This window comes from Grimontia sedimenti, from assembly GCF_011045095.1.
In the GTDB taxonomy this organism is placed as follows: domain Bacteria; phylum Pseudomonadota; class Gammaproteobacteria; order Enterobacterales; family Vibrionaceae; genus Enterovibrio; species Enterovibrio sedimenti.
Genome location: NZ_JAALDL010000004.1, coordinates 38,463 through 60,685 on the forward strand (window position 1 = coordinate 38,463; position 22,223 = coordinate 60,685).

The 22,223-nt window shown below is 50.2% G+C and carries 17 protein-coding genes and 2 pseudogenes; 6 read left to right on the forward strand and 13 right to left on the reverse strand.

Translation table 11 applies throughout. The annotated features are described in order from the left end of the window. The first annotated feature begins 65 nt into the window (after positions 1 to 65). The 3 genes and pseudogenes from imuA (at position 66) to G5S52_RS07210 (ending at position 5,311) form a co-directional block, all read left to right on the forward strand. On the forward strand, positions 66 to 773 hold the full coding sequence (imuA, locus tag G5S52_RS07200) for a translesion DNA synthesis-associated protein ImuA (RefSeq protein ID WP_165012449.1): 708 nt from the start codon (positions 66 to 68) through the stop codon (positions 771 to 773). Continuing rightward, complete coding sequence (locus G5S52_RS07205; RefSeq protein ID WP_165012450.1) at positions 770 to 2,176, forward strand: Y-family DNA polymerase; 1,407 nt, start codon at positions 770 to 772, stop codon at positions 2,174 to 2,176. The genes imuA and G5S52_RS07205 overlap by 4 nt, the downstream gene beginning before the upstream one ends. Before the next feature lie 23 nt (positions 2,177 to 2,199). After that, a pseudogene (locus G5S52_RS07210) lies at positions 2,200 to 5,311 on the forward strand (error-prone DNA polymerase). Between the two features lie 15 nt (positions 5,312 to 5,326). Here G5S52_RS07210 and G5S52_RS07215 read toward each other — a convergent pair. From G5S52_RS07215 to G5S52_RS07225, 3 genes and pseudogenes are all read right to left on the reverse strand, one after another. Then, positions 5,327 to 6,684: pseudogene (locus tag G5S52_RS07215) on the reverse strand (hypothetical protein). Positions 6,685 to 6,978: 294 nt separating this feature from the next. Beyond that, a complete protein-coding gene (locus tag G5S52_RS07220; protein ID WP_165012451.1) occupies positions 6,979 to 7,470 on the reverse strand; it encodes a SixA phosphatase family protein in 492 nt (163 codons plus the stop codon). 6 nt (positions 7,471 to 7,476) lie between these two features. Continuing rightward, the gene (locus G5S52_RS07225) at positions 7,477 to 8,418 is read right to left on the reverse strand and encodes a chemotaxis protein CheV (protein ID WP_165012452.1); all 942 of its coding nucleotides are present in this window, start codon (positions 8,416 to 8,418) and stop codon (positions 7,477 to 7,479) included. Positions 8,419 to 8,813: 395 nt separating this feature from the next. On the opposite strand from G5S52_RS07225, the gene G5S52_RS07230 reads away from it, so the two are divergent. Beyond that, positions 8,814 to 9,737, forward strand: coding sequence for a chemotaxis protein (locus G5S52_RS07230; RefSeq protein WP_165012453.1), 924 nt, complete (start codon positions 8,814 to 8,816; stop codon positions 9,735 to 9,737). A 257-nt stretch (positions 9,738 to 9,994) separates the two neighbouring features. Further along, a complete protein-coding gene (locus G5S52_RS07235; protein ID WP_002536784.1) occupies positions 9,995 to 10,303 on the forward strand; it encodes a DUF496 family protein in 309 nt (102 codons plus the stop codon). Between the two features lie 160 nt (positions 10,304 to 10,463). Here G5S52_RS07235 and G5S52_RS07240 read toward each other — a convergent pair whose 3' ends face one another. The 7 genes from G5S52_RS07240 to purU all read right to left on the reverse strand — a co-directional run bounded on the left by G5S52_RS07240 (position 10,464) and on the right by purU (position 18,493). After that, the gene (locus tag G5S52_RS07240) at positions 10,464 to 11,450 is read right to left on the reverse strand and encodes an Ldh family oxidoreductase (RefSeq protein WP_165012454.1); all 987 of its coding nucleotides are present in this window, start codon (positions 11,448 to 11,450) and stop codon (positions 10,464 to 10,466) included. Positions 11,451 to 11,599: 149 nt separating this feature from the next. Further along, positions 11,600 to 12,208, reverse strand: coding sequence for an aminomethyltransferase family protein (locus tag G5S52_RS07245; RefSeq protein WP_165012455.1), 609 nt, complete (start codon positions 12,206 to 12,208; stop codon positions 11,600 to 11,602). A 1-nt stretch (position 12,209) separates the two neighbouring features. After that, positions 12,210 to 15,134, reverse strand: coding sequence for an FAD-dependent oxidoreductase (locus G5S52_RS07250; protein ID WP_165012456.1), 2,925 nt, complete (start codon positions 15,132 to 15,134; stop codon positions 12,210 to 12,212). Further along, a complete protein-coding gene (locus tag G5S52_RS07255) occupies positions 15,131 to 15,442 on the reverse strand; it encodes a sarcosine oxidase subunit delta (RefSeq protein WP_165012457.1) in 312 nt (103 codons plus the stop codon). Before G5S52_RS07255 ends, G5S52_RS07250 begins: the two co-directional genes overlap by 4 nt. Positions 15,443 to 15,467: 25 nt before the next feature. Further along, entirely contained in the window at positions 15,468 to 16,715 is a 1,248-nt protein-coding gene (locus G5S52_RS07260) for an FAD-dependent oxidoreductase (protein WP_165012458.1), read from the reverse strand. A gap of 14 nt (positions 16,716 to 16,729) precedes the next feature. Next, on the reverse strand, positions 16,730 to 17,617 hold the full coding sequence (gene folD, locus G5S52_RS07265) for a bifunctional methylenetetrahydrofolate dehydrogenase/methenyltetrahydrofolate cyclohydrolase FolD (protein WP_165012459.1): 888 nt from the start codon (positions 17,615 to 17,617) through the stop codon (positions 16,730 to 16,732). A gap of 15 nt (positions 17,618 to 17,632) precedes the next feature. Continuing rightward, positions 17,633 to 18,493, reverse strand: coding sequence for a formyltetrahydrofolate deformylase (purU, locus tag G5S52_RS07270; RefSeq protein ID WP_165012460.1), 861 nt, complete (start codon positions 18,491 to 18,493; stop codon positions 17,633 to 17,635). Between the two features lie 141 nt (positions 18,494 to 18,634). Between purU and G5S52_RS07275 the strand changes: the two genes are divergently transcribed. Next, positions 18,635 to 19,390: an IclR family transcriptional regulator gene (locus tag G5S52_RS07275; protein WP_165012461.1), complete on the forward strand. Its 756-nt coding sequence runs from the start codon at positions 18,635 to 18,637 to the stop codon at positions 19,388 to 19,390. A gap of 66 nt (positions 19,391 to 19,456) precedes the next feature. Here G5S52_RS07275 and G5S52_RS07280 read toward each other — a convergent pair whose 3' ends face one another. From G5S52_RS07280 to G5S52_RS07290, 3 genes are read right to left on the reverse strand one after another with little or no spacing between them, the layout of a single operon-like run. Continuing rightward, positions 19,457 to 20,137 carry a 3-oxoacid CoA-transferase subunit B gene (locus tag G5S52_RS07280; protein ID WP_165012462.1) on the reverse strand — a complete coding sequence of 227 codons (681 nt, stop codon included), beginning with the start codon at positions 20,135 to 20,137 and terminating at the stop codon, positions 19,457 to 19,459. After that, positions 20,134 to 20,820 carry a CoA transferase subunit A gene (locus G5S52_RS07285; protein WP_165012463.1) on the reverse strand — a complete coding sequence of 229 codons (687 nt, stop codon included), beginning with the start codon at positions 20,818 to 20,820 and terminating at the stop codon, positions 20,134 to 20,136. The genes G5S52_RS07280 and G5S52_RS07285 overlap by 4 nt, the downstream gene beginning before the upstream one ends. Before the next feature lie 13 nt (positions 20,821 to 20,833). Next, positions 20,834 to 22,039, reverse strand: a complete 1,206-nt coding sequence (locus G5S52_RS07290; RefSeq protein ID WP_165012464.1) for an acetyl-CoA C-acetyltransferase — start codon at positions 22,037 to 22,039, stop codon at positions 20,834 to 20,836. Positions 22,040 to 22,223: the final 184 nt, after the last annotated feature.

The window sequence follows — 22,223 nt, forward strand, 5'->3', positions numbered from 1 at the left end:
CACACTTGTTCTCATCGCAATCTCGCCCTAGAATAATACTGTACATATGCACAGTATTGCTAATTATGCTTGATAACATTCTCGCCCTGCATTCAGGGATCTGGACGGCTAACCGTCTCTATCAACCCAAAGCGCACTGCCGCCCCAGCGGCCATACTGTGCTTGATGAAAAGCTGGATGGCGGCTGGCCGGAATCCGGCGTGGTTGAACTGCAATTGCCCTGTTTCGGCATTGGTGAATTACGTCTGATCCTGCCAGCAGTCGTGACGGCTTTGAAAGACAGTGAACTGACCGTGTTCGCCGCGCCACCCGGAGAACTCAACCCCATTGCCCTGTGTCAGGCAGGATTGGATTTAGAAAAGGTGATCATTCTGGATGCGTCTGTTTCATCAAGCTTATGGTGCGTTGAACAAGCTTTGAAAAGTGGCTGCTGTCGCTCTGCCGTACTCTGGGGGGAAGCACTTTCCGTGACTCAGGCCAGACGCCTTCAACTCGCTGCGACCGAAAATGACTGCCTGCTGTTTATGATGACCCACCAAAAAAGTGTTCAGGGTTTGCCAGTAAGCTGCCGCCTGTCTGCCATTCCTGATGAAGAAGGATTGAACCTGACTGTGATTAAGCGCCGAGGCCTTCCCGTTCAACCTTTTCATGTGCCATTAGCGCCTGTTTTTCATACCTTCTCACTGGCCGAACAAGCAGAACCGCATGAAACCATCACACTGTCATCTCTCCAGTTGGCAGACACCTCTAACGTGGTGCCATTGTTCCGATGATCCTCTGGTTGTATCTGCATTTCCCCACCTTGCTGCTCGACACCCTTATCCGCGATAACAGGGTGGAAACACCACTGATTGTGCTTTCCCGCACGACAGGTCATGTTTATCAGGCCAACGCACAGGCACGGGAATATGGCATTCTAACGGGTAACGATCTTGGCACCGCCAGCGCGTTGTGTCATGGCTTAGACGTCGCTGACTATGATGAACAGGCCGAAACCGACCGTCTATTGCAACTGGCTTCCCTGTTGTATCAGGTCAACGCTGACATCATCCCTTATGCACCGGACGGGCTTTTGATGAAAGTCACTCCGATGCTCAAGCTTTACGGTTCGCTGGACAACTACTGGCAATCACTGCTGCCTGTCCTCAGTGGCGAGCAGGTGCAATATCACTTCGCGCTTAGCCCTTATCCAGAAGCGGCACGCTGGCTTGCACGCGCAAAGGCAGACTGTGGTTACCTGACACCGGAAATGACAGAACAGGCACTCGCTGCGCTTGCTGTGCGAGAACTGGGATTCACGGAGAAGCATGTTGTTCAGCTGGAACGCATGGGAATCCGACACGCCAAGCAATTGCTGGCGTTACCGGTGGATTCACTCGGTCAACGTTTTGGTAAACCGCTGACAGCCCACCTGCGCTCCCTGACCCAGAAAAGCCTGGCCTTGCCTGCGAGCTTCACACCGCCCGAGCACTTCTACCAGTCACTGGAGCTTTTGCATGACATTTCCAATAGCCAGACGCTTTGCTTTCCACTTCAGCGCATGCTCAAAGAAATGGAGAAGTTCCTGCACGTTAGGGAGGCGGTCACGCCCGCCATTACCATCGTGCTGACACAGCGAGAGCAAGATGACAAAGTCTTGGAGATCACTGCAGCAACGCCGGAATCTACCACCAGCCGCTGGATGCCGCTGCTCCAACTTCATCTGGAAAAGCTTAAGCTGGATGCCCCTGTCACCTACCTTCGACTGGAAGCCAATACTCTGCTGCCAAGGCAATCCCCCACTCAGGATTTGTTCGCAGGTAAACGTGGACAACTCACGCCGGGAGAACTGATCAGCCTGATGCAGGCGAAAGCGGGGAAACATGGGGTTTACAGCCTGTCACTGGAGAATGACCACCGCCCAGAGCGTGCCTTCAAACGCCAATTGCCGTTGCAGAAAAGTACGCAGATCTTGCCTCCCTTCCTGCCGACACGCCCTGCACTGCTTCATGTGTCGCCCCGCCCTCTGCTGTCTCGCCCTGACACACTCACAGGCCCAGAACGCGTCAGTGGTGGTTGGTGGGATAAATCGCCAATCCAGCGCGATTACTTTGTCGCACGTAATAAACGGGGACAACTTTGCTGGGTATTTCGAACTGCACAAGGTGAGTGGTTCGAGCATGGCCTTTTTTGTTGATCCGCTGTTTGAGATCGCTGCCTATGACAACACCTCCAAATATTCGCCCACAGCCTTTTTCAGAACTGCACTGTAAAACCAATTACAGCTTCCTGACCGGCGCTTCCCACCCGGAAGAGCTGGTTGTTCGCGCTGCTACTTTGGGATACAACGCACTCGCTATTACTGATGAGTGCTCGCTTGCTGGCGTAGTACGTGCTCACACTGCAAATCGCGACCAGAACCTCGGGCTCAAGCTGATCATTGGTTCAGAAATCACCTTTCAGGATGAAAAACTGGTGCTGCTTTGCCCCAGCCGACAAGCCTATGGCGAGCTGGCCCGCCTTATTACGCAAGCCAGAATGCGCAGTGAAAAGGGGCATTATCAGGTATTCAGTGATGATTTCAGCCACATCACCCAGTGTCTCTGCATCTGGCTACCGACACTCAAACATGAAGAAAAAAACAAACCCGAGGATTTTCAGCACTGGTTGAAGAACACGTTTGAAGAAAGACTGTGGATCGGCGTAGAGCGCCTGCTACTACCCAATGAATCCACGTATCTGGCCATGGTCGAATCGCTGGCAAAAGCGCACGACCTGCCAATTGTCTGCACCAATGATGTACTGATGCATCACCCCCGCCGTCAGCCTTTACTCGATGTCATCACGGCGATTCGGCTCGGCAAACCTTTACAACAATGCGGCTTCGATTTGCCAAGAAATGGCGAGCAGGCGCTCAAACCTGTCGAGAAACTGGAAAAGCTCTATCCCGAACGCTGGCGCAAAGAAACCCAGCGCATTGCGTCGAAATGCACCTTCTGCCTCAGTGAGCTTCGCTATGAATATCCCGCAGAGCTGGTACCTGATGGCTTCACCGCCAGCAGTTACTTGCGACACTTGGTGGAAGAAGGCATTGGTAAACGCTTCCCGAACGGGATTAAGCCAGAGATCAGCGCAACCATTGATAAAGAGCTGGGGCTGATTGCCGAACAGCAGTACGAGTATTTCTTCCTCACCATTTACGACATTGTGCAGTACGCAAAATCACAGGGTATTCTGTATCAAGGCCGTGGCTCAGCCGCGAACTCTGTGGTGTGCTATTGCCTAGAAATCACCGCGGTTAACCCAGAGAAAATCAATGTCTTGTTCGAGCGCTTTATCTCGAAAGAACGTAACGAGCCACCAGACATTGATGTCGACTTCGAGCACGAACGCCGCGAAGAGATCTTCCGCTACATCTACCAGAAGTACGGCCGTCAGCGTGCTGCCATTGCTGCAACAGTAATTACCTATCGCTTTAAAAGCGCGTTCCGCGATGTGGGCAAAGCGCTGGGGCTCAATGAAACTCAGCTGGATTACTACATCAAAAACCTCAACCACCGCGACAAAGGGCTGGATAAAGGCGAACAGCTTGAAGCACTGGGTCTGGACACCCAATCACACCTTGGACGCTGGTTGCTGGAATTGGTTGAAGAAATCCGCGGCTTTCCGCGTCACCTCAGTCAACATGTCGGCGGTTTTATTATTTCCGCAGGTCCGCTGTATGAACTGGTGCCAGTCGAAAATGCCGCCATGGCCGAACGCAGCGTCATCCAGTGGGATAAAGATGATTTGGAATCCCTTGGACTGTTGAAAGTGGACATCCTCGCACTCGGCATGTTGAGCGCGATCCGCAAGGCGTTTGCCATTATCGGCAAGCAGCACCAACGCAGTTTGTCGATTGCTGACATCATTGCCATGGGTGACGACCCTATTGTCTATCAACAACTCCAGAAAGCCGATTCTGTCGGCGTGTTTCAGGTCGAATCCCGTGCCCAGATGAGCATGTTGCCGAGGTTGCGCCCTAACTGCTATTACGATCTGGTGATTCAGATTGCGATTGTGCGCCCCGGTCCGATACAGGGCGACATGGTACACCCTTATCTAAAACGGCGTTGGGGTGAAGAGGAAATTACCTACCCATCAAAAGAGGTCGAATCCGTTTTATCCCGCACCATGGGCGTGCCGATTTTTCAGGAACAGGTGATCCAACTCGCGATGGTCGCCGCCGGATTCAGTGGTGGTGAAGCCGACCAACTTCGTCGCGCCATGGCAGTATGGAAGCGCAGCGGTAAGCTCGCTCCTTTCGCGAAAGCTGATTAACGGTATGCAGGCGCGCGGTTATAACATTGAGTTTGCCGAACAGATCTTCCGACAGATCCAAGGCTTCGGTGAATACGGTTTTCCGGAATCACACAGCGCTTCGTTTGCGGTATTGGCTTACACCTCCTCCTGGTTAAAACACTATTACCCGGTCGCCTTTTACTGCTCGCTGCTCAATAGTCAGCCGATGGGGTTCTATAGCCCTTCGCAGCTGTTGCAGGACGCATCCCGTCATCAGGTGCAAATCCTTCCTGTCTGCGTCAACCGCAGCCAGTGGGATCACCAACAAGTGATTGTCCAAGGTCAGCCTGCGCTGCAACTTGGCTTGCGGATTGTGAAAGGCTTATCCGATCTTGGCGCGGAGAAGCTGCTGCGATGTCGTCCCTACAATGGATTCCAACATCTCAACGACATCAGAAAATGCGGATTGAGCCGGGGCGATTTGGAAGCCCTCGCCAGTGCGAATGCTACCAAAATACTTGCAGATAACCGCTTTTCTGCCCGCTGGCAGATGATGGATGACAGTCATGTTCTACCACTATTTTCCAGCGCACAGCCAGACTGCTCTGATGCTAACGCGATTGCCGCACCTTCAGCGGTGGAAGACTTGATTGAAGATTACGCAGCGACAGGCCTAACGCTCGGCAAACACCCTATCGCCCTGCTGGATGAGAGCGGCAAACTGGGCAAACATCGGTTAGCCAGTGAGCTCAATACTATCCGTTCAGGTTCAGCAGTCACTGTTGCTGGTATAGTCACTGGCAGACAACGCCCAGGGACAGCCAGTGGCGTAACCTTTGTGACCTTGGAAGACCATACTGGCAACATCAATGTGGTGGTGTGGCTCGCCACTGCACGGGCACAGAACACACCGTTTGTGTCGGCAAAGATATTAAAAGTAAAAGGAATATTAGAGCGCGAAGGCGATGTGGTGCATGTGGTGGCTGGACGATTGATTGATATGACTCACACCCTCGACCAGCTACTTGTCCATTCACGGGACTTTCACTGATCATTGAGTGCGAAATTACGAAAAAACCTCTTCAACATCAATTACTTTTGAACGGTTAACTGTAATTTTCCAGCGCTGGATAGTAAAACTTCCATCCTGATTTTTCTGCTTAGAAACCAGATTAAACTGGTGGCGCTTGTCGATAGACTCACGCGTCACCTGGCCATCACTCAGCGCGTAATAACGCTGCTTGCCACGTGCCATCAGGCGGGAAAATGGACGGAAATCGAGTCGCCACACTTCCCGCGTCATATCGTAGCCGCTAAGGAACTTGGTGGTCGACATCTGCGTCACCATTTTTATCTTCACCACCGATTCTTCCCGTTGACGCAGTTTGCCTTTGCGCATCTTGCGCACGTCATCAGGGATTTTGTCGAACGGAATGTAGTCCAGCCATTCCAACTGACTGCCGATGCGTTGACCGACGTCGGATCAGTAAACAGTTTTCGCCATTTTGGACGTCCTTTACGAATAAAGCGCCAGAGCACATCTCGCAGGTCATCTTTAAAGATTTCGCGCATGGCATATAAGCCCGCCATCGCCAAAGCAAACGACAGGGTAATTTCACCAAGAAAGCTGCGCATCCGGATAATCGCAACCGTCACGAAGATCATCACCAAGCCCGCTGCTGCACCTTTGGCAAGCTTGTTGAGGTTTTGCCCCAGAACCACATCTTTTTGGCGAATGGTGACCGGATATTCAATCAGACGGCGCGCCAGGCGCATCTTGTTCACCATACGCGTCGCATCGGTTTGAGCTTTTGAAGAGTTGTAGTTTTGCTCGATGCGGTATGCTGCCTCAGACTCACAAAACGCCAGAAGCTGCTCTTTGATCGGCTTAAACGCCGCACTTCTTGGCATATGCGCAATCAACGAAAGAAAACGCTGCTCGGTCAGCCAGGAAAGGTAGTTATCGACGTTGTTGTAATACTTGATGAGGCTTTCATCTTTCGGCACATAACGACGCAGACGACGGAGGATCTCCACCGCCATGTCGGTGATCACTTCCAGCTGCTCAACGGCTTCTTCCTCTTCAACATCTTTAACCGTATCGAAGAACCGGTGCGTGGTTTTCTCCAGCGAAAGCGCGTATTGATACGCGTACAAGCTCAAACTCACGCGGTATTTGTCGGAAGGCAATTTGTCCCGGCTGGCGAGTCGGGAATGTACAAGCGGTAAATGGTGTTGCGAAGTAAAATAGGTACGGGTATTAGACAGTACCTTGTAATAAAATTCATCTTCGCTGAGCACGCTCTTGGAGAAATTCAGCTCCCCAGGAACAAATAGGTAAAATTCGACGTCCTGTCTTTTTATCTCTTCGTTTATCAGCGCAATCCGTGCGGTTAACCCCTCATCTTTTTCTACAGAGATCAATTATGTACTCCAAAACATTCTCTTTTTACGGGTCTTTCCGCGAGCTAGGAAGGACACATAGTTTATACCGAAACATTCCGTGTGTGCATGCCTCCGATAGGCTTTATTTCACTGGGTGGATGTAAAAAGACCAACACCGATTAGCTGTGCATTTTTTAACCAGTACGCAAAGATCATTTCGTTACTTCGATAACTCGGGCTTGCGAGCGGATAAGACCCCGAGAGTTAACTGGGTTATCCACAGAAAAAGTGAATAAGTCTCAGTAGTCGGATCCTGACATCGCGTTAAACTGACTACGGTTTCAGTCGTTTAGGATAATCGAGAAACAGAACCTGTTTATCTGCCGTCGACCAGTTTGACCAACTTTGGCTGTAAAGGGCAATCACCGCTACACCACACGTTGGGAGGTTATCTATTTCAAAGGGAATATGAGCGAGAAATTCATTGAAAGCCGGATTATGGCCAACCAACATGACGCTTTCATTATCGTCGTCAAACCGCTCTACAACCTTTACCAGCGTTTGCCAATCTTCTGTGTAAACCGTGTTTTTAATGACAACAGGTGGCGAATGAAAAAACTGTTCTGCCATCAGTTGTGCCGTCGTTTTCGCGCGAAGTGCGCTGCTGGAAACAATCAACTGGGGCTGCTTTAACCATGCCGCCAATCTGGCTCCCATCATAGGTGCGTTATGCAGGCCACGAGGATTTAGCGGCCTGTCGTGATCATCAAGGGAAGGGTCATCCCAACTGGATTTTGCATGGCGGGTGAGAAAAAGTAGCTTCACCCGTACCTACTTGCCCAACGCCTCACGCATGCGGGTTTGCACCACATCCACAAGAAGATCGGGTTGGAACTTGGACACGAAGCGGTTACACCCCACTTTCTCCACCATGGCTTCGTTGAAGCTGCCACTGAGTGAAGTGTTAAGCGCAATATAGAGATCGTGCATGCGACTGTCTGCGCGCACTTCTGACGTCAGCTTGTAGCCGTCCATTTCCGGCATTTCCGCATCAGTGATCATCAACAGGATCTCGTTGCGCGGGTCTTTCCCTTCATCACACCAAGATTTAAGAAGATTCAGCGCCTGCTGGCCATTCTTCTTCTCAATGCACTCGATACCAAGCTGGCCCAATGTTTCCGTGACCTGTTTGCGGGCGGTCGAGGAATCATCCACCACCAATACTTTCTGACCGACAAGATGGTTAGACAAATCTTCATCCAGAACGCCATCAGAAATACCGATGTCATAAGATATGATTTCCGCCAGCACTTTCTCTACATCGATGATTTCGACAAGCTTATGTTCGTTTTCGTGTTCGAGTTTGGTGATCGCAGTGAGGTAATTTGCCCGCCCGGTGTTCGGCGGCTCCATGATTTCATCCCAACCCATGTTCTTAATATAAACCACTTTTCCGACCAAGAAGGCCTGAATAGAGCGGTTGTATTCCGTGACAATAAGGTTGGTTTCCTGATCTTTATCGAGGGGACGAAGCCCAATAGACTGGCGCATGTCAATAACGGGAATAGAATGTCCACGAATGGTCGCGACACCGCAAATTTTGGGATGAGAGCCAGGCATTTGATTGAGGTGTGGGACTTTCAACACTTCCCTGACTTTGAACACGTTAATAGCGAAAACCTGGCGCGTTCCCAACTGGAACATCAGAAGCTCCAAGCGGTTCTCACCAACCAGGTTAGTACGGGAATCTACCGAATCTAAAATACTTGTCATGGGTTATTAACCGCTCTCAGATCACATCACTGTGATTTCTCATTGTCTTATCTCTAACGGCCAGTAAAACACATAATGAGAAGGTACTCACTTCGGTTTTACTATTTAGCGCGTTACTTCTTAATAATAGAAAAACTCCTTGGATAAAGCGAAATTACCCCGCCTCTACTTACATTTTTATCATTGAGCTGCAAATGCCTTCTCTCACAGAGAGTTAGCAAGATTCTGATCATGCTGGAAATTCACGAAAAGTTACTGGATAAGTGTCATAAATCGGCCCATCATAGGTGTGACAAGGAAGAGGAAAAGCTACAATCAAGAGAGATATTGTGGCGTTGCTGGAAGCAATGCATCATTTTTCTTGTTTACTCATTCTGGCTAAAAACAGGCGCTATATGAAAAGCAAAGCCAATGAATCGCAGGGTATGTTGTTATTCCGACTCTCTGCCACACAGACTTTTGCCCTTGGCACTTTGAAGGTCAGAGAGATTGTACCTTTCTGCCCGCTCACTGCACTTCCCGGTTCTCATCCAACCGTGATTGGTACCGCGAATATCCGTGGTATCACTACGCCAGTTATCGATATGGCGAAAGCGATTGGTTATCAACCTGTCGATAAGGAAGAGTACAAAAACTGCTTTATTATCATCACCGACTGCCAACGTCGTGTGGTGGGCTTTTTGGTACGTGGTATCGAAAAAATCAGTGAATGTGACTGGCGAAATATCACGCCGCCACCAGAGACATTGGGCACACGGGCCTTCCTCACTGGCGTGATGAATGTTGATGAAAAGCTGGTGCAATTACTGGATGTTGAGTTGGTGATGTCGAAAATCTTCCCAATGCCGGAAGACAAGCTTCATCCTATCCTTGCCGATGTGGATCGCGAGAAACTCAAACCTATGCACATCCTCTTGGTTGATGACAGCAGTCTGGCAAGGCGTCAGCTTTCAGAAGCACTCGACAGCATCAATATTCCTTATGAGGTCAGCACCAACGGGATTGATGCCCTTGAGAAGCTGAAGAACTCAGCCAGAGAAGGTCGACCGTTTGATATTGTCGTGAGTGATATCGAAATGCCGGGCATTGATGGATATGAGTTGGCATTCGAAATTAGAAGCAACGAGCCGCTGTCGGAGGCGTACTTGATTCTTCATACCTCACTTTCCAGCGAAATCAGCGTAGACCGCGCCCATCAAGTCGGCGCTCATGAAGCGTTAACCAAGTTTGATGCAACAGAGCTGGTCAACGCCATGCTTCGTGGTGCCAAGCTCAAGTTAGAAGGCGAGCACGTCCGCCTTGAAGGGGCAGTTGAGTAATTTACTTTCACTTTCGTGAAAGGCACGCTTCCACGCGTGCCTTTTTCTTTTCTATCAACATGCTATATGGTTAATTTGCATACGATTCGTGTGCCCCGAATATTCTGCGCTTACGAGGTTCTAACACACATTTTCCCGCTCAAGCTGTCACTAAAAGTTCTCGTAAAATACTGAGCTTTCCTTGATCAAAAGACTGTTTCCGACGGTCACCTTGTGGTTTAATTTCATCAGGATCACACAAAGAAGGTTATAGACCTATGAACAATGTATTCGAGATCGTTAAGTTCTCTCGTCGCAAGAATAAACTGAAGCGGGAAATTCAGGATAACGAGAAGAAAATCCGCGACAACCAGAAGCGCGTCACTTTGCTTGAGAACCTGCTTGATTACATTCAGCCAGAAATGACTCACGATGAAATCGTAGAGATTGTTAAGAACATGAAAGCTGACTACGAAGATCGTGTTGATGACCACATCATCAAGAGTGCAGAGATTTCTAAGGAACGCCGCGAAATTTCCCGTCAAATCAAAGAGCTGACCCGTCTGGATAAAGAAGGCAAAAAATAAGCTTTCTTTCAGAATCTCAAAAGGAGGCGTCTAGCCTCCTTTTTCGTTTGTTCTCAGGAATGTCTCGGAGGCAGCCCTCTCCTCAGATTGAGGAGATCACAGCAACCCTTTCGATGTAAATCAAGTCTATTGCGGACTCTTATTTCGCAGACATAACCCGTTACTGGGGGCCTTTAGATAAGCGGGTCGCCAATTCCCAAAGGGATTCAGGCACCTCTACTTCTTTCATTTCATTCATAAACTGGCCCGGCAGACGGGTTCCTTCATCTTGAGAGACAAGATCAGCCACCTGCTGACATCTTTCAAAAAAGTAATCAGAGTTTGCCGGGTCTATGATGAGGAAAAACTGCCCCAAATCGTGTGGTTCACCTTGTGGCGCTTTAAGCGGCTTAACAAACTGAGAAGCGATTCCGCCGGTCATACCGGCTGTCAGCAACTCCGCCATCAGGCCAAATCCCCAACCTTTATACCCTCCTGCTGAAACCAAAGAACCCGCTAAAGCCTTATGGGGGTCAGTGGTAGGTTGGCCATGTTCATCTAACGCCCAGCCTTCAGGAATCGACTCTCCTGCTTCTTTTGCCATAGTGATTTTCCCCAGGGCGACCACTGTAGTGGACTGGTCAAACTGCATGGCGATTCCGCCTTCTCCATCAGGTACGGAAAAAGCCACAGGGTTAGTGCCTATGGTGCGAATCTTCCCGCCAGGAGGTGCAACAATGGGAGAAGAGTTGGTAAAGCCAATCGCGATAAAACCATGCCGCGCCAACTGCTCGGTGAAAAAACCTAACGAGGTGCAGGTATGGCTATGACCAATGGCCAATGATGCCGTGCCGTTTTCGCGGGCTGCTGAAATCGCAGCAGGTAATCCGCGCTGAAAAGCAGGTTGAGCAAAGCCATATTTGGCATCGACTTTCACAAAACCCGGCTTTGGCAAAGTGACTTCCGGTTCTACATCTTTTGATACCCTGCCCGAGACGAGTTGCTCGCAATAACTTTGCAAATAATACAGCCCACAGATCCGGTTGTTCCGTGATTCATTCTTAGCAACGGCATGGGCAACAGATTCTGCAATCCAAGGTAACGCTCCATGTTTTTCTAACGCTGTTTTACAAACCTGATGAATCTCAGAAATTGTAATCACTGGCATAAATGCTCCTTTCGTATTTAGCACTCAAATCAGGGCTTTCCTTTATTCACGCCCCAAGCCGATAATCCCGACAAACGACAGGAATAAACACGTCTGGTTTGAGTGTTTATCTATATTGTTAACTTACCCTCGGATTTGCCTCTCTTCTCTTAGCTGATTGTGATGGTGGATTGTTGAAACTCCTCGGCGGCATCATCAAGCGCTTTCCACAAATAGTCTGCACTTGAAATATCGCTCAGGATGAGAAAACGTGTTTGCTCAAATTCGCTCTTTGATACGTTCACTACGACAGAAGAAACTCGCGCCACGGATGTTTGAGCAATGCTCCCCCGCTTAAAGGCGTCACCGCTAAGATCGACTGCACATACTTTGGCGAACATTTCCGGACAATCGTCACCAGTTAGAACAAACAGCGCATGACTGTGCTGACAATACAAGCGGGTTACCTGTTCGCTCTGATCTGCCTCTTTTTCCAGTTCTATCATAGCGTCGGTGTTTTGGTCTTTCTTATCGACTAGCCAAAATTCAGTGTGGCCGAGACGCAGAATCCATAAGCCATTAGGCATCTTAAGCGCGCGATTGGGCTGCTCCGGTATCCGTATTCCATGAGCTTCCAGAAATGCAGCGACCTGCACTCCCCTAAAACCGATGCGGTTGGACGTCGTGGCATCATAGAAAGAAATAGACGACAGGTGATGCTCCTGACCGATGCAACTCTGTCTGCGTTCTGGCTGAGCACTGACTGAAAACGAACTCATGTTAATTGACCTCCTGTCGTTCACCTTCTGGATCGTAAAATGGCAATGGGACGACTTCCGGCCACACTTCTTTTCCGTCCACGCGGATCGGGATTAAGGTTCCCTTTTCTTGCTGGTCAATGCCCACGAACGCCAGTCCGATATAGGCATCCAAGGTGGTCGAATATTCACAGGAGGTGACATTCCCTGTGATGCTTGAATCCGCTCCTGCTTTATCCAACACCAGATGTCCTTCCTCTGGCTTGGGTGACGACTTGTCGAGCTTAAAGCCAACCAGCTTACGGGTTTGCTCGCGGCGCATCACGATATCTACCGAGCGTGAACCGACATAAAACGGCTTGGCTTTTGCGATCGCCCATCCCAATGAAAGTTCGCCGGGGTGAGACATGCCATCCGTGTCCTGTCCTACGATGATATGGCCTTTTTCCAGCCTCAGCAGACGCTGCGCTTCCACCCCAAACGGCCGCATGTTGAACGCCTCACCGGCTTCCATCAGAATGTCCCAGATGTTGAGCGCAAACAGGGTCGGCATATGAATTTCATAGCCCAACTCTCCTACAAATCCGACACGCATCAGTCGCACTGGCATCTCTTCGATGTGCCCTTCCCGATATTCAAGATAAGGAAAAACTTCGGGGGAAAAATCCACATCATGACAGACTTTCTCAAGCACTTTTCGCGCGTTAGGGCCCGCTACATTGACTGCTGAAAACGCCGAGGTCACGTTGGCAATATCGACATCCAGCCGCCATTGCGCATTCCACTTTTTCATTTCACGATAAACCGCATCGACACCGCTGGTTGTTGCCGTGACATAGTAGTGGTCCTCTGCAATCCGGCATGCGACTCCATCGTCAATCACCACTCCCTGTTCGTTGGTCAACACAGCATAGCGGGTTCTGCCAACAGGTTGTTTCACAAAGGCAAAGGTGTACATGCGGTTCAGGAATTCCGGCGCATCAGGCCCGTAAACCTCAATACCGCCCAGTGTGCTGACGTCAATGATCCCGACATTCTGTCTCACTGCAGAAGCTTCATCCTGAATCAGCGCATTGCGTTGCGACGCCTCCCCGTAATAAGCGGGACGTCGCCATGCGCCAGCAGGCATAAATTGCGCCCCGAGGCTTTCGTGTCTTTCATGCATTGGGGTTTTACGTACGGGATTGAAAATCCTACCTGCCAAATAAGCCAGTTTCTCGGGGATAAACGGTGGCCTGGCGGTCGTCACGCCCGTTTCACTCACGGTTCTGTCTGTGGCCATGGCCACCAAACGAGCGCTGGGCAATGCGGAGTGACGCCCCTGTGAAGGGCCCATACCGACGGTAGAAAATCGCTTAACCAGCTGAATATCCCGATAGCCCAAACGCGTGGCATTGATGATGTCTTTAGATTGCAAGTCTTCATCAAAATCAACGAAGTCTTTTCCTTTAGGGTGCGGAAATATTGGCCACGGAAAGTTAGTTGCGACGTCACATTGAACCTTGATGGCAGCAACCTCTGAAAGACCCAGCTTTTGCAAACCAAGTTTTTGCAAGCATTGGTAAGCTGCACGTTGTCCGTCTGCTATGACCTTATCCAGTTCATGAATGCCATTCACTGAGCCCGCAATGTGCAGATTTTCAGGGAGATTCTTCAAGGTGAACCGAGCTGATTTATCGTCGTAGCTTAGCTGGGCACCTGCCTGACACAGCAGTTGGTAAGTCGGCATGTACCCCGCAGACATACAGAGCAGATCACAAGGAATGGTTGAGACTTTTTGTTCGACATCGTAATCCTCGTTGATCGAATATACGTCTACCGCTGACAGACGGTTATTTTTTGCTGTCGCTTCATAAACCGTTGCGCCAAGGATGACCGGGATACCCAAAATTTTCACGCTATCAACCAGATCTTTTCGCGGCTGGGATTGGCGCATATCGACGATGGAAACCACATCGACACCCTGCTCTGCCAACTCAATAGCCGTTAGATACCCATCATCATTTCCGGTTAACACAACTGATTTTTTGCCTGGTCTGACGGCGTAGTGCTTCATCAATCTCATGGCCGCGCTACACAGCACCACGCCTGGGAGATCATTGTTTCTGAACACCACGTGCTGCTCAAATTCACCCGAAGCGACAATGCACTGTTTGGCCCTGATTTTGTACATACGGTTACCCGTCTGGACTGGCAAATAGTTATCTGCAAACCAGGCATTGCAGACAGCATCTGTCATCACACGGATTTTCGGATGATGAGTCACGATCGAACGAAACGCGTTCAGCATTTCTTCTGTCATCTCACCATCAATATCAAATCGGTGGTAAGTCAGTGCACCGCCAAGCTGTTTGTTTTCATCAACAAGGACGACTTCTGCTCCATTTTCTGCAGCAGTAATGGCTGCATTCAGGCCCGCTGGACCCGCCCCTACCACCATCACATCACAGAACAAATAGGCCTTGTCGTGGTAAGTTGGCTCAAAGTCCAAATCAGCAACGCCCAAGCCTGCTTTTTTCCGGATGATCGGCTCCCATTTGTCCCAAATGCCTTTAGGTTTATAGAAGGCGCGATAGTAAAAGCCGACGGGCATAAACCGACCCACTTTTTCTAATATTGCATCGGCGTCTTTTTCCAGTGACCCGTTGTAGTTTTGCCCCATTACCACAGGTGATTCTGCAATACCTATCCGGTCTGCCAACACATTGGCTTCTTGTGGCAGTTGAACCAGAGTATTTGCATCCTGACCAGCCATTGAGAGTGGTCCGCGCGGCCGGTGATATTTGAACGATCGGGACAGTAGCCAATGATCGTGAGCAACCAAGGCACTTGCAACCGTATCGCCATCAAACCCGATATAGCTGGCACCTTCAAACTCAAACCGCACACGCCGATCGCGTGAAATCAAAGACCCCATTGGAGGCGCTAGTCGATTTGCATCAGTCATTGCTTCCCTCCTTGTCCTTGGTTAGGGGCGGCATCAAAAGAGACCCTTTTTGTGAAAATTTCGTTTGGATCGTAGGTGCGGATAATTTCGTCAGAGGCTGTGTGTCTTTCAGCAATAAACCAGTAGCCGGACGCACTGTGGAACCACCATTCCTGAACGACTTTGATTTTGTTGTCAGCATAAAAAACGTATTCGGCCCACTCTTTGTCAGAACACTCGTGATGGTTTGGCATGGCTTTCACTTCCCCACCGTAGACAAACTCATTGATGTTTCTTGGACCGTTCAAGGGGCATGGCATTATCTTCATGAATACTCTCCTAGGGTCTGTTGGCCTAGTGACTTGCGGCCGTAGCCCCCATCTCGTTTACCTGTCGGAACACGTCAAACCGATCCATCGAGAATGGCGCAATCAGCTCCGGTACTTTGCCACCTGAGGCCACCAATTCGGCCATGGTTTTTCCGCAAATCGGTGTCGACTTAAATCCCCACGTTCCCCACCCAGCGTCCAGATAGTAGTTGTCGACCGGGCTCAACCCCATGATCGGGCTGTAATCGCTGGTCATGTCTGTCGTGCCTGCCCACTGTCGAAGCAACTTGAAATTCGCCATGAAAGGGAACATTTCAATCGCGCTGGCTATGAGGCTCTCTTTGAGATCCAGCGTCGATCGGGTGTTGTAAAGCGGATAAGGATCAGACCCACCACCAAAGACAATTTCCCCACGGCCGGTTTGTTGAACGTAGCAATGCAGGGCGGAAGAGCTGACGAGAGGATTAAGGAACGGTTTAACGGGGGTGGTGACCATGGCTTGAAGTGGGTAACTGGTAAGGGGCATGCGAAACCCAGCCATCCCGGCAACAATCGAGCTATGCCCGGCAACGGCCTGCACCACACAGCCACACCCCACGTTGCCCCGGTTGGTTTCAACAGAGACGACCTTCCCGTTCGAAGTATTAACACTTGTCACTTCCGTTAACTGGTGCAACTCTACGCCACGTTGGGTTGCACCTTTTGCGTATCCCCAAGCCACGGCATCATGCCTTGCAGTCGCGCCATCAATATGCCAAAGCCCTGCCAGAATCGGCATGTCCGCCGGGTTCATGTTCAAGGTCGGCACTAATTCGCGTATTTGCTGCGGGTCAATAAGCTCTGTCCTTCCGCCAAAATGTTTATTCACTTCCGTACGCTGCCGGAACGAGCGAACGGTGGCATCAGTGTGAGCCAGTGTCAGTTGTCCGCGGGAGGAGTACATGATGTTGAAGTCAAACTCGTTGGAGAGGTTCTGGAATAATTTGACGGACTCGCTATAGAACTTAACGCCTTCCGACGTTAAGTAGTTAGAGCGGATGACGGCGGTGTTCCTTGCCGTGTTCCCACCACCCAAATAGCCCTTTTCGAGAATCGCAACATTCGTAATACCGTGATATTTGGCAAGGTAATAGGCGGTAGCAACGCCGTGTCCACCACCACCAATAATCACCACGTCATAATGACGCTTTAGGTCGCTGGGAACTGGTAAATCCGCATCCTTCTCAAAGGGATAGTCATTCTTCAGACCATATTTTAAAAGTGAAAAAGGCACAGCAGACTCCTTTCTTAACGTGCTTTGACAACAGGCTGTTTGACGCCCCGTTGTTTCGCTGCGACCAGTGTATTTTTGATAAGGCAGGCGATGGTCATTGGACCAATACCTCCCGGTACAGGTGTTATTGCCTTGCAGATATCAGCAACATCCGCAAAGTTAACGTCTCCCACCAGCTTGCGTTTGCCGTCTTTTTCAATGGCGTTGATACCGACATCTAAAACTACTGCGCCGGGTTTGACCCATGCCCTATCCACCAACTCGGGCACACCCACAGCAGCTACGAGAATATCGGCTTGTTTGCAGAGATTGGCAGCATCCATCGTTTTTGAATGCACCACGGTGACAGTGCAGTTAGCCTGAAGCAGCAGGCTCGCCATGGGTTTGCCTACGATATTGGAACGGCCTACGACAACAGCATGTTTCCCAGACAAGTCGCCGACTTCCCTTTTCAGAATTTCAAGGCAGCCTAGAGGCGTACAAGGGATAAGATGCGCTTGTCCTGTTGCCAATTGCCCGACGTTCATGGGGTGAAAACCGTCTACATCTTTTTCAGGTGTGATCAGGTTGATAATGCGTTCTTCTGAGAGATGCGCAGGCAAAGGGAGTTGAACCAGAATGCCATCGATATCATCACGCTCATTCAGCTCGCTCACTACCTTATCAAGCGCTTGCTGAGAGCAAGATGCGTCCAAATGAGTAACCACCGAATGCAGCCCTGCTTTTTCAGCGGTCCGGATTTTGTTACGAACATAAATGGCACTAGCAGGATCTTCTCCCACCAGCACCACTGCCAGCCCAGGTTGCTGATATCCCTGTCCAGTCCTTGCTTTCACTTCTTCAGCCATCTCTTCAACCAAACGCTCGGCTAGCTGACGGCCATCAATGACATTCACAGACACAGTCACCTCTGCTGACTATTGGAAGACGACGGTTTTGTTACCGTACATGAACACGCGATGTTCGAGATGAAGTCTGACAGCCTGCGCGAGTGCGATGGTTTCGGTATCCCGACCAACCGCCACTAATCTGTCTGAAGAATAAGTGTGGCCGACAGGCTGAACGCTCTGCTGAATGATTGGGCCTTCATCAAGATCAGAGGTGACGTAGTGTGCCGTGGCGCCAATCAGCTTCACACCGCGGGCATGCGCCTGATGATAAGGCTTGGCACCTTTAAAACTTGGCAAGAATGAATGATGGATATTGATGGCCTTACCGTGCAGTTTTTTACAGAGTTCGTCTGAGAGGATCTGCATGTAACGGGCAAGGATAACAAGCTCAGTGTCTGTCTCTTGAATGACATCCAAAAGTGCAGCTTCTTGTCTCGGCTTGTTTTCAGAATTGATAGGTAGCCAGATAAAACGGATACCGGCTCGCTCCACAATCGGTCGCAGGTCTTTATGGTTGGAAACAACCGCAGTCACTTCCATTGGCAACTCGCCATTTTCGTGTCTGTAGAGCAAATCCTTCAAACAATGGTCGAACTTACTCACCATGATGAGCACGCGCATAGGCTTTTCGACATCAAAGAATTCCCAGTCCATATGGAATCGACTGACCTGTTCTTCAAATCCTTCTCGGATCATCTCCAGATCAATATCCGGTGATTCAATCCTACACACAGCACGCATAAAGAAATTGCCATTTTCCTCATCATCAAACTGATGCAGCTCGGAGATATAGCAGCTAAGACCCGCCAAATAGGAAGTGACTGCCGCAAGAATCCCACTCGATGCATCACACGTTGCCTTGAGAATAAACTCCTTTGACTCTTGCATGTTCCATCCTGTTGGTTGCTTTACGTACTTTTCGTTTTGATATGTGATTTGTCATTAAATTGACAGTACGAATGGACATGAACGCAAAATGAACACATATTTTATTCATATTTGAACTTTTCATTTACATATGAGGAAAAAATGAGCAAAGCGGACTATCAGGTTCAGTCCTTGGCAAAGGGGTTGGAAATCATAGAACTGTTCGATGCGGAGCACCGAATTCTCAGCACCAATGACTTTGCTGAGCGTTTGGGTGTCAGCCAGTCGTCTATCTACCGGATCGTCCAAACTTTGCTGGATAAAAACTACCTGCGAAAAGTCGCCAGAAACGCCTATACCTTGGGTCCTCAGGTGGTTTCGCGCGGGTTTTCTTTTTTGGCTGGGCTGGATTTAGTCGACATTGCAGCCCCTCACCTAAAGAAGCTGAGAGATGACACCAGTATCTCCTGTCATTTGGCAGTAAGGGACGGTCTGGAAACGCTATATGTATACCGGGCACAGGCTTCACAAAGGCTGTCAGTCAATATTCCTTTGGGAACCCGACTACCTTGCCATACCAATGCAATGGGCCGAATTTTGCTTCAACAACTGAGCAACATAGAGCTCAGCGCGGTGTATCAATCCATTCATCTGGATATGTACCCTAAGCCCCACCCCCAGACCTTTCCTGAACTTAAACACCTGCTAGCGACAGAAAAGAAACAGGGCTTTGCCCTGAATCGCTCCGATAACGCAACTGCGATTGCTGCGCCCATCACTGATTATCTGGGTAACATTATCGCAGCCATCAACATTTCAGGCGCTGAGCAAATTATGGATAAGCGGCACCAATTTGAAGCGGCCAAAGAGAGTCTTCTTAACACCGCCAAAGCCATTTCCTGCGAAGCACCTGCTTAGTGTTCAGCAAGAATAACAAGACCACCCTCTCGGTGGTCTTTTTGTTTTTAGTCATCCCAAAATAAATTAGCTTGTAGGTAATTGCATCGGGCGCAAATTCGGTGATACCAACAAAGTCGCTTCCGTGGCAGCCTGGACCTCGTCAATGGAAAATTCTGGCGCAAGCTCAGTTAAAACCATGCCGTTTTCGTTTATTTCAAACACGCCCATTTCCGTCACAATCAGATTCACCTGATTGGCAGCAGTCAGAGGCAAAGAGCACTGTTTCAACAATTTCGGCTGACCTTTCACCGTGTGCTCCATGGCGACAATCACCTTCTTCGCGCCGACAACCAAATCCATCGCGCCGCCCATGCCGGGCACCATTTTCCCTGGGATAATCCAGTTGGCGAGATTCCCGCGCTCGTCCACTTGCAGCGCCCCCAGCACCGTCGCATCGACATGACCACCACGGATAATGGCGAATGAGTCCGCACTGTTGAAGCAACAGGCACCGTCGACAGCGGTAATATGCTGGCCTCCTGCATTGACCAAATCAGCATCTTTGGTGGCTTCACAAGCCAGTTGATCGATACCGAGCAGTCCGTTCTCAGCTTGAAGCAGCAACTCGACTTCTTTGTCGACATGGTTCGCCACCAGCGTTGGCAGGCCAATACCAAGGTTCACGATATCGCCATCTTTCATCTCACGGGCAACACGCCATGCAATGCGGTGGCGGACGGTCTCTTTATCCAGTTGCGCTGTCATTGGTTGTCCTCCACTAAGCACTGACCGACGTAGCTGTGATCAACAAGGATGTGATCAACAAAGATACTTGGCGTGTGAACCGCCTCTGGCTCAATATCGCCTAGCTCAACAAGCTGCTCTGGCTCCACAATCACCGTCTCTGCTGCAGTCGCCATTAACGGGTTAAAGTTCTGGGTCGTTTTGCTGTAAAAGACGTTCCCACGACGATCGACTTTCGAACCCCGGATCAGCGCCAAATGCGCTTTCAGCGGCGTTTCCAACAGGTAGGCTTTACCATCGACTTCAATCACCCGCTTGTTCTCCGCCACAATGGTGCCAAGCCCAGTAGGCGTAAGCACGCCACCCAAACCTGCACCACCGCTTCGAATACGTTCTGCCAGCGTACCTTGGGGAACCAGCTCGACTTCAAGCGTGCCATCGTTCATTTGCTTGCCCGTTTCAGGGTTGGTGCCGATATGAGAGGCATACAGCTTCTTCACCCGCTTCTCTGCAATAAGGCGGCTTGAACCTCGACCGGGAGAGCCGGTATCTGTGGTGATCAAGGTGATGTCTTTAATGTCTTTTTTGATCAGAAGATCAATCAGGCGTTCTGGAGCGCCTGTTGCCATAAAGCCTCCAATCATAATGGTCATGCCATCGTGCAAAATGCTTTCTATCTGTTGAGCGGTCGCGGCTTTTTTCATGGTGTTCACGCCCTCAGCAACGTTTCAGGATTAACGCGGTGCCCATACCGCCACCGATACACAAGGAGGCAAGACCATGGTCCTTTTCGGTGCGTTGCAGTTGGTAAACCAGCGTCGTCACGATCCGATTGCCAGACGCGCCAATAGGATGACCAAGGGCTATCGCCCCGCCGCTGAGGTTGCTGCGCTCAACCAACCAGTTTTCATCGACATGGTGTGCTTCTGCCAGCCCCTGAATCACGCCCAAAGCTTGCGCAGCAAAGGCTTCGTTAAGCTCGAATACGTCAATGTCCTCGATGGTCATTTTGGCTTTCTTCAAGGTATTAGCGACTGCAGAAACTGGGCCGAGTCCCATGATTTCGGGGGCAAGCGCACCTTGGCCGTATTCCACCAGCTCTGCCAGAGGCTTGAGATTGTGTTGCTTCACCGCACTTTCTGATGCCAGCAGAATAGCCGAAGCGCCATCGTTGATACCGGAGGCGTTACCAGCAGTGACGCTGCCTTGTTTATCGAACGCGGGACGAAGTGCCTGCAAGCCTTCTAAGGTGGCATTGGCCTTTGGGTATTCGTCGTCTTTCACTTCAAACTGGCGTTTGCGCTCTACAACGGTAATTGAAGCAATTTCTGCCGCAAAGTGGCCTTTTTCGATCGCGTTAACCGCTTTCTGTTGGCTATTTAGTGCGAATTCATCCTGCGCTTCACGGCTGATATTGCATTGGGTCGCGACGTTTTCAGCCGTCACGCCCATGTGGTAGTGATGGAAGGCATCGGTCAAACCGTCTTTGATGATGCTATCTTCCTGCATTTGATGACCCATACGAACGCCACGGCGGATTTGCCCTGACGTTACGTATGCGGCATTGGACATGCTTTCCATGCCGCAGGTCAGCACAAGGTTAGCGTCACCGGCGCGGATATGACTGGCACCGTCCATAATCGCTTTCATGCCGCTGCCGCAAATCATGTTAAGGGTGTATGCAGGAACCGTATCTGGCACGCCCGCCTTGATAGCAGCTTGTCGACCCGGCCCCATGCCAACGCCACCTGTCAGCACGTTACCAACGATCACTTCGTCGATGTGCTCAGGTTCAACACCCGCTTGCTCAACCACCGCTTTCATCGCGTGCGCGCCGAGGTCAACGCCTGATAGTGACGCCAGAGAGCCGTTAAAGCTGCCGATTGGCGTGCGCTTTGCCGCCACAATAAAGATGCGTTCCATACCGCCCATACTCCCATATCCACTGTTTGGTTTTCAGTGTATGGAAGAGGCGAAAGTGGCGATATAGGCAGAAATTCAAAGCGGCTTTGCGAAAATGCAAAGCAAAAGAATATACCCAAACAACCTGAAGATGCAGGATTCAGCGAGATTGACTGGCGTTGTGATCGCGGCGTTCCTTTGCCGG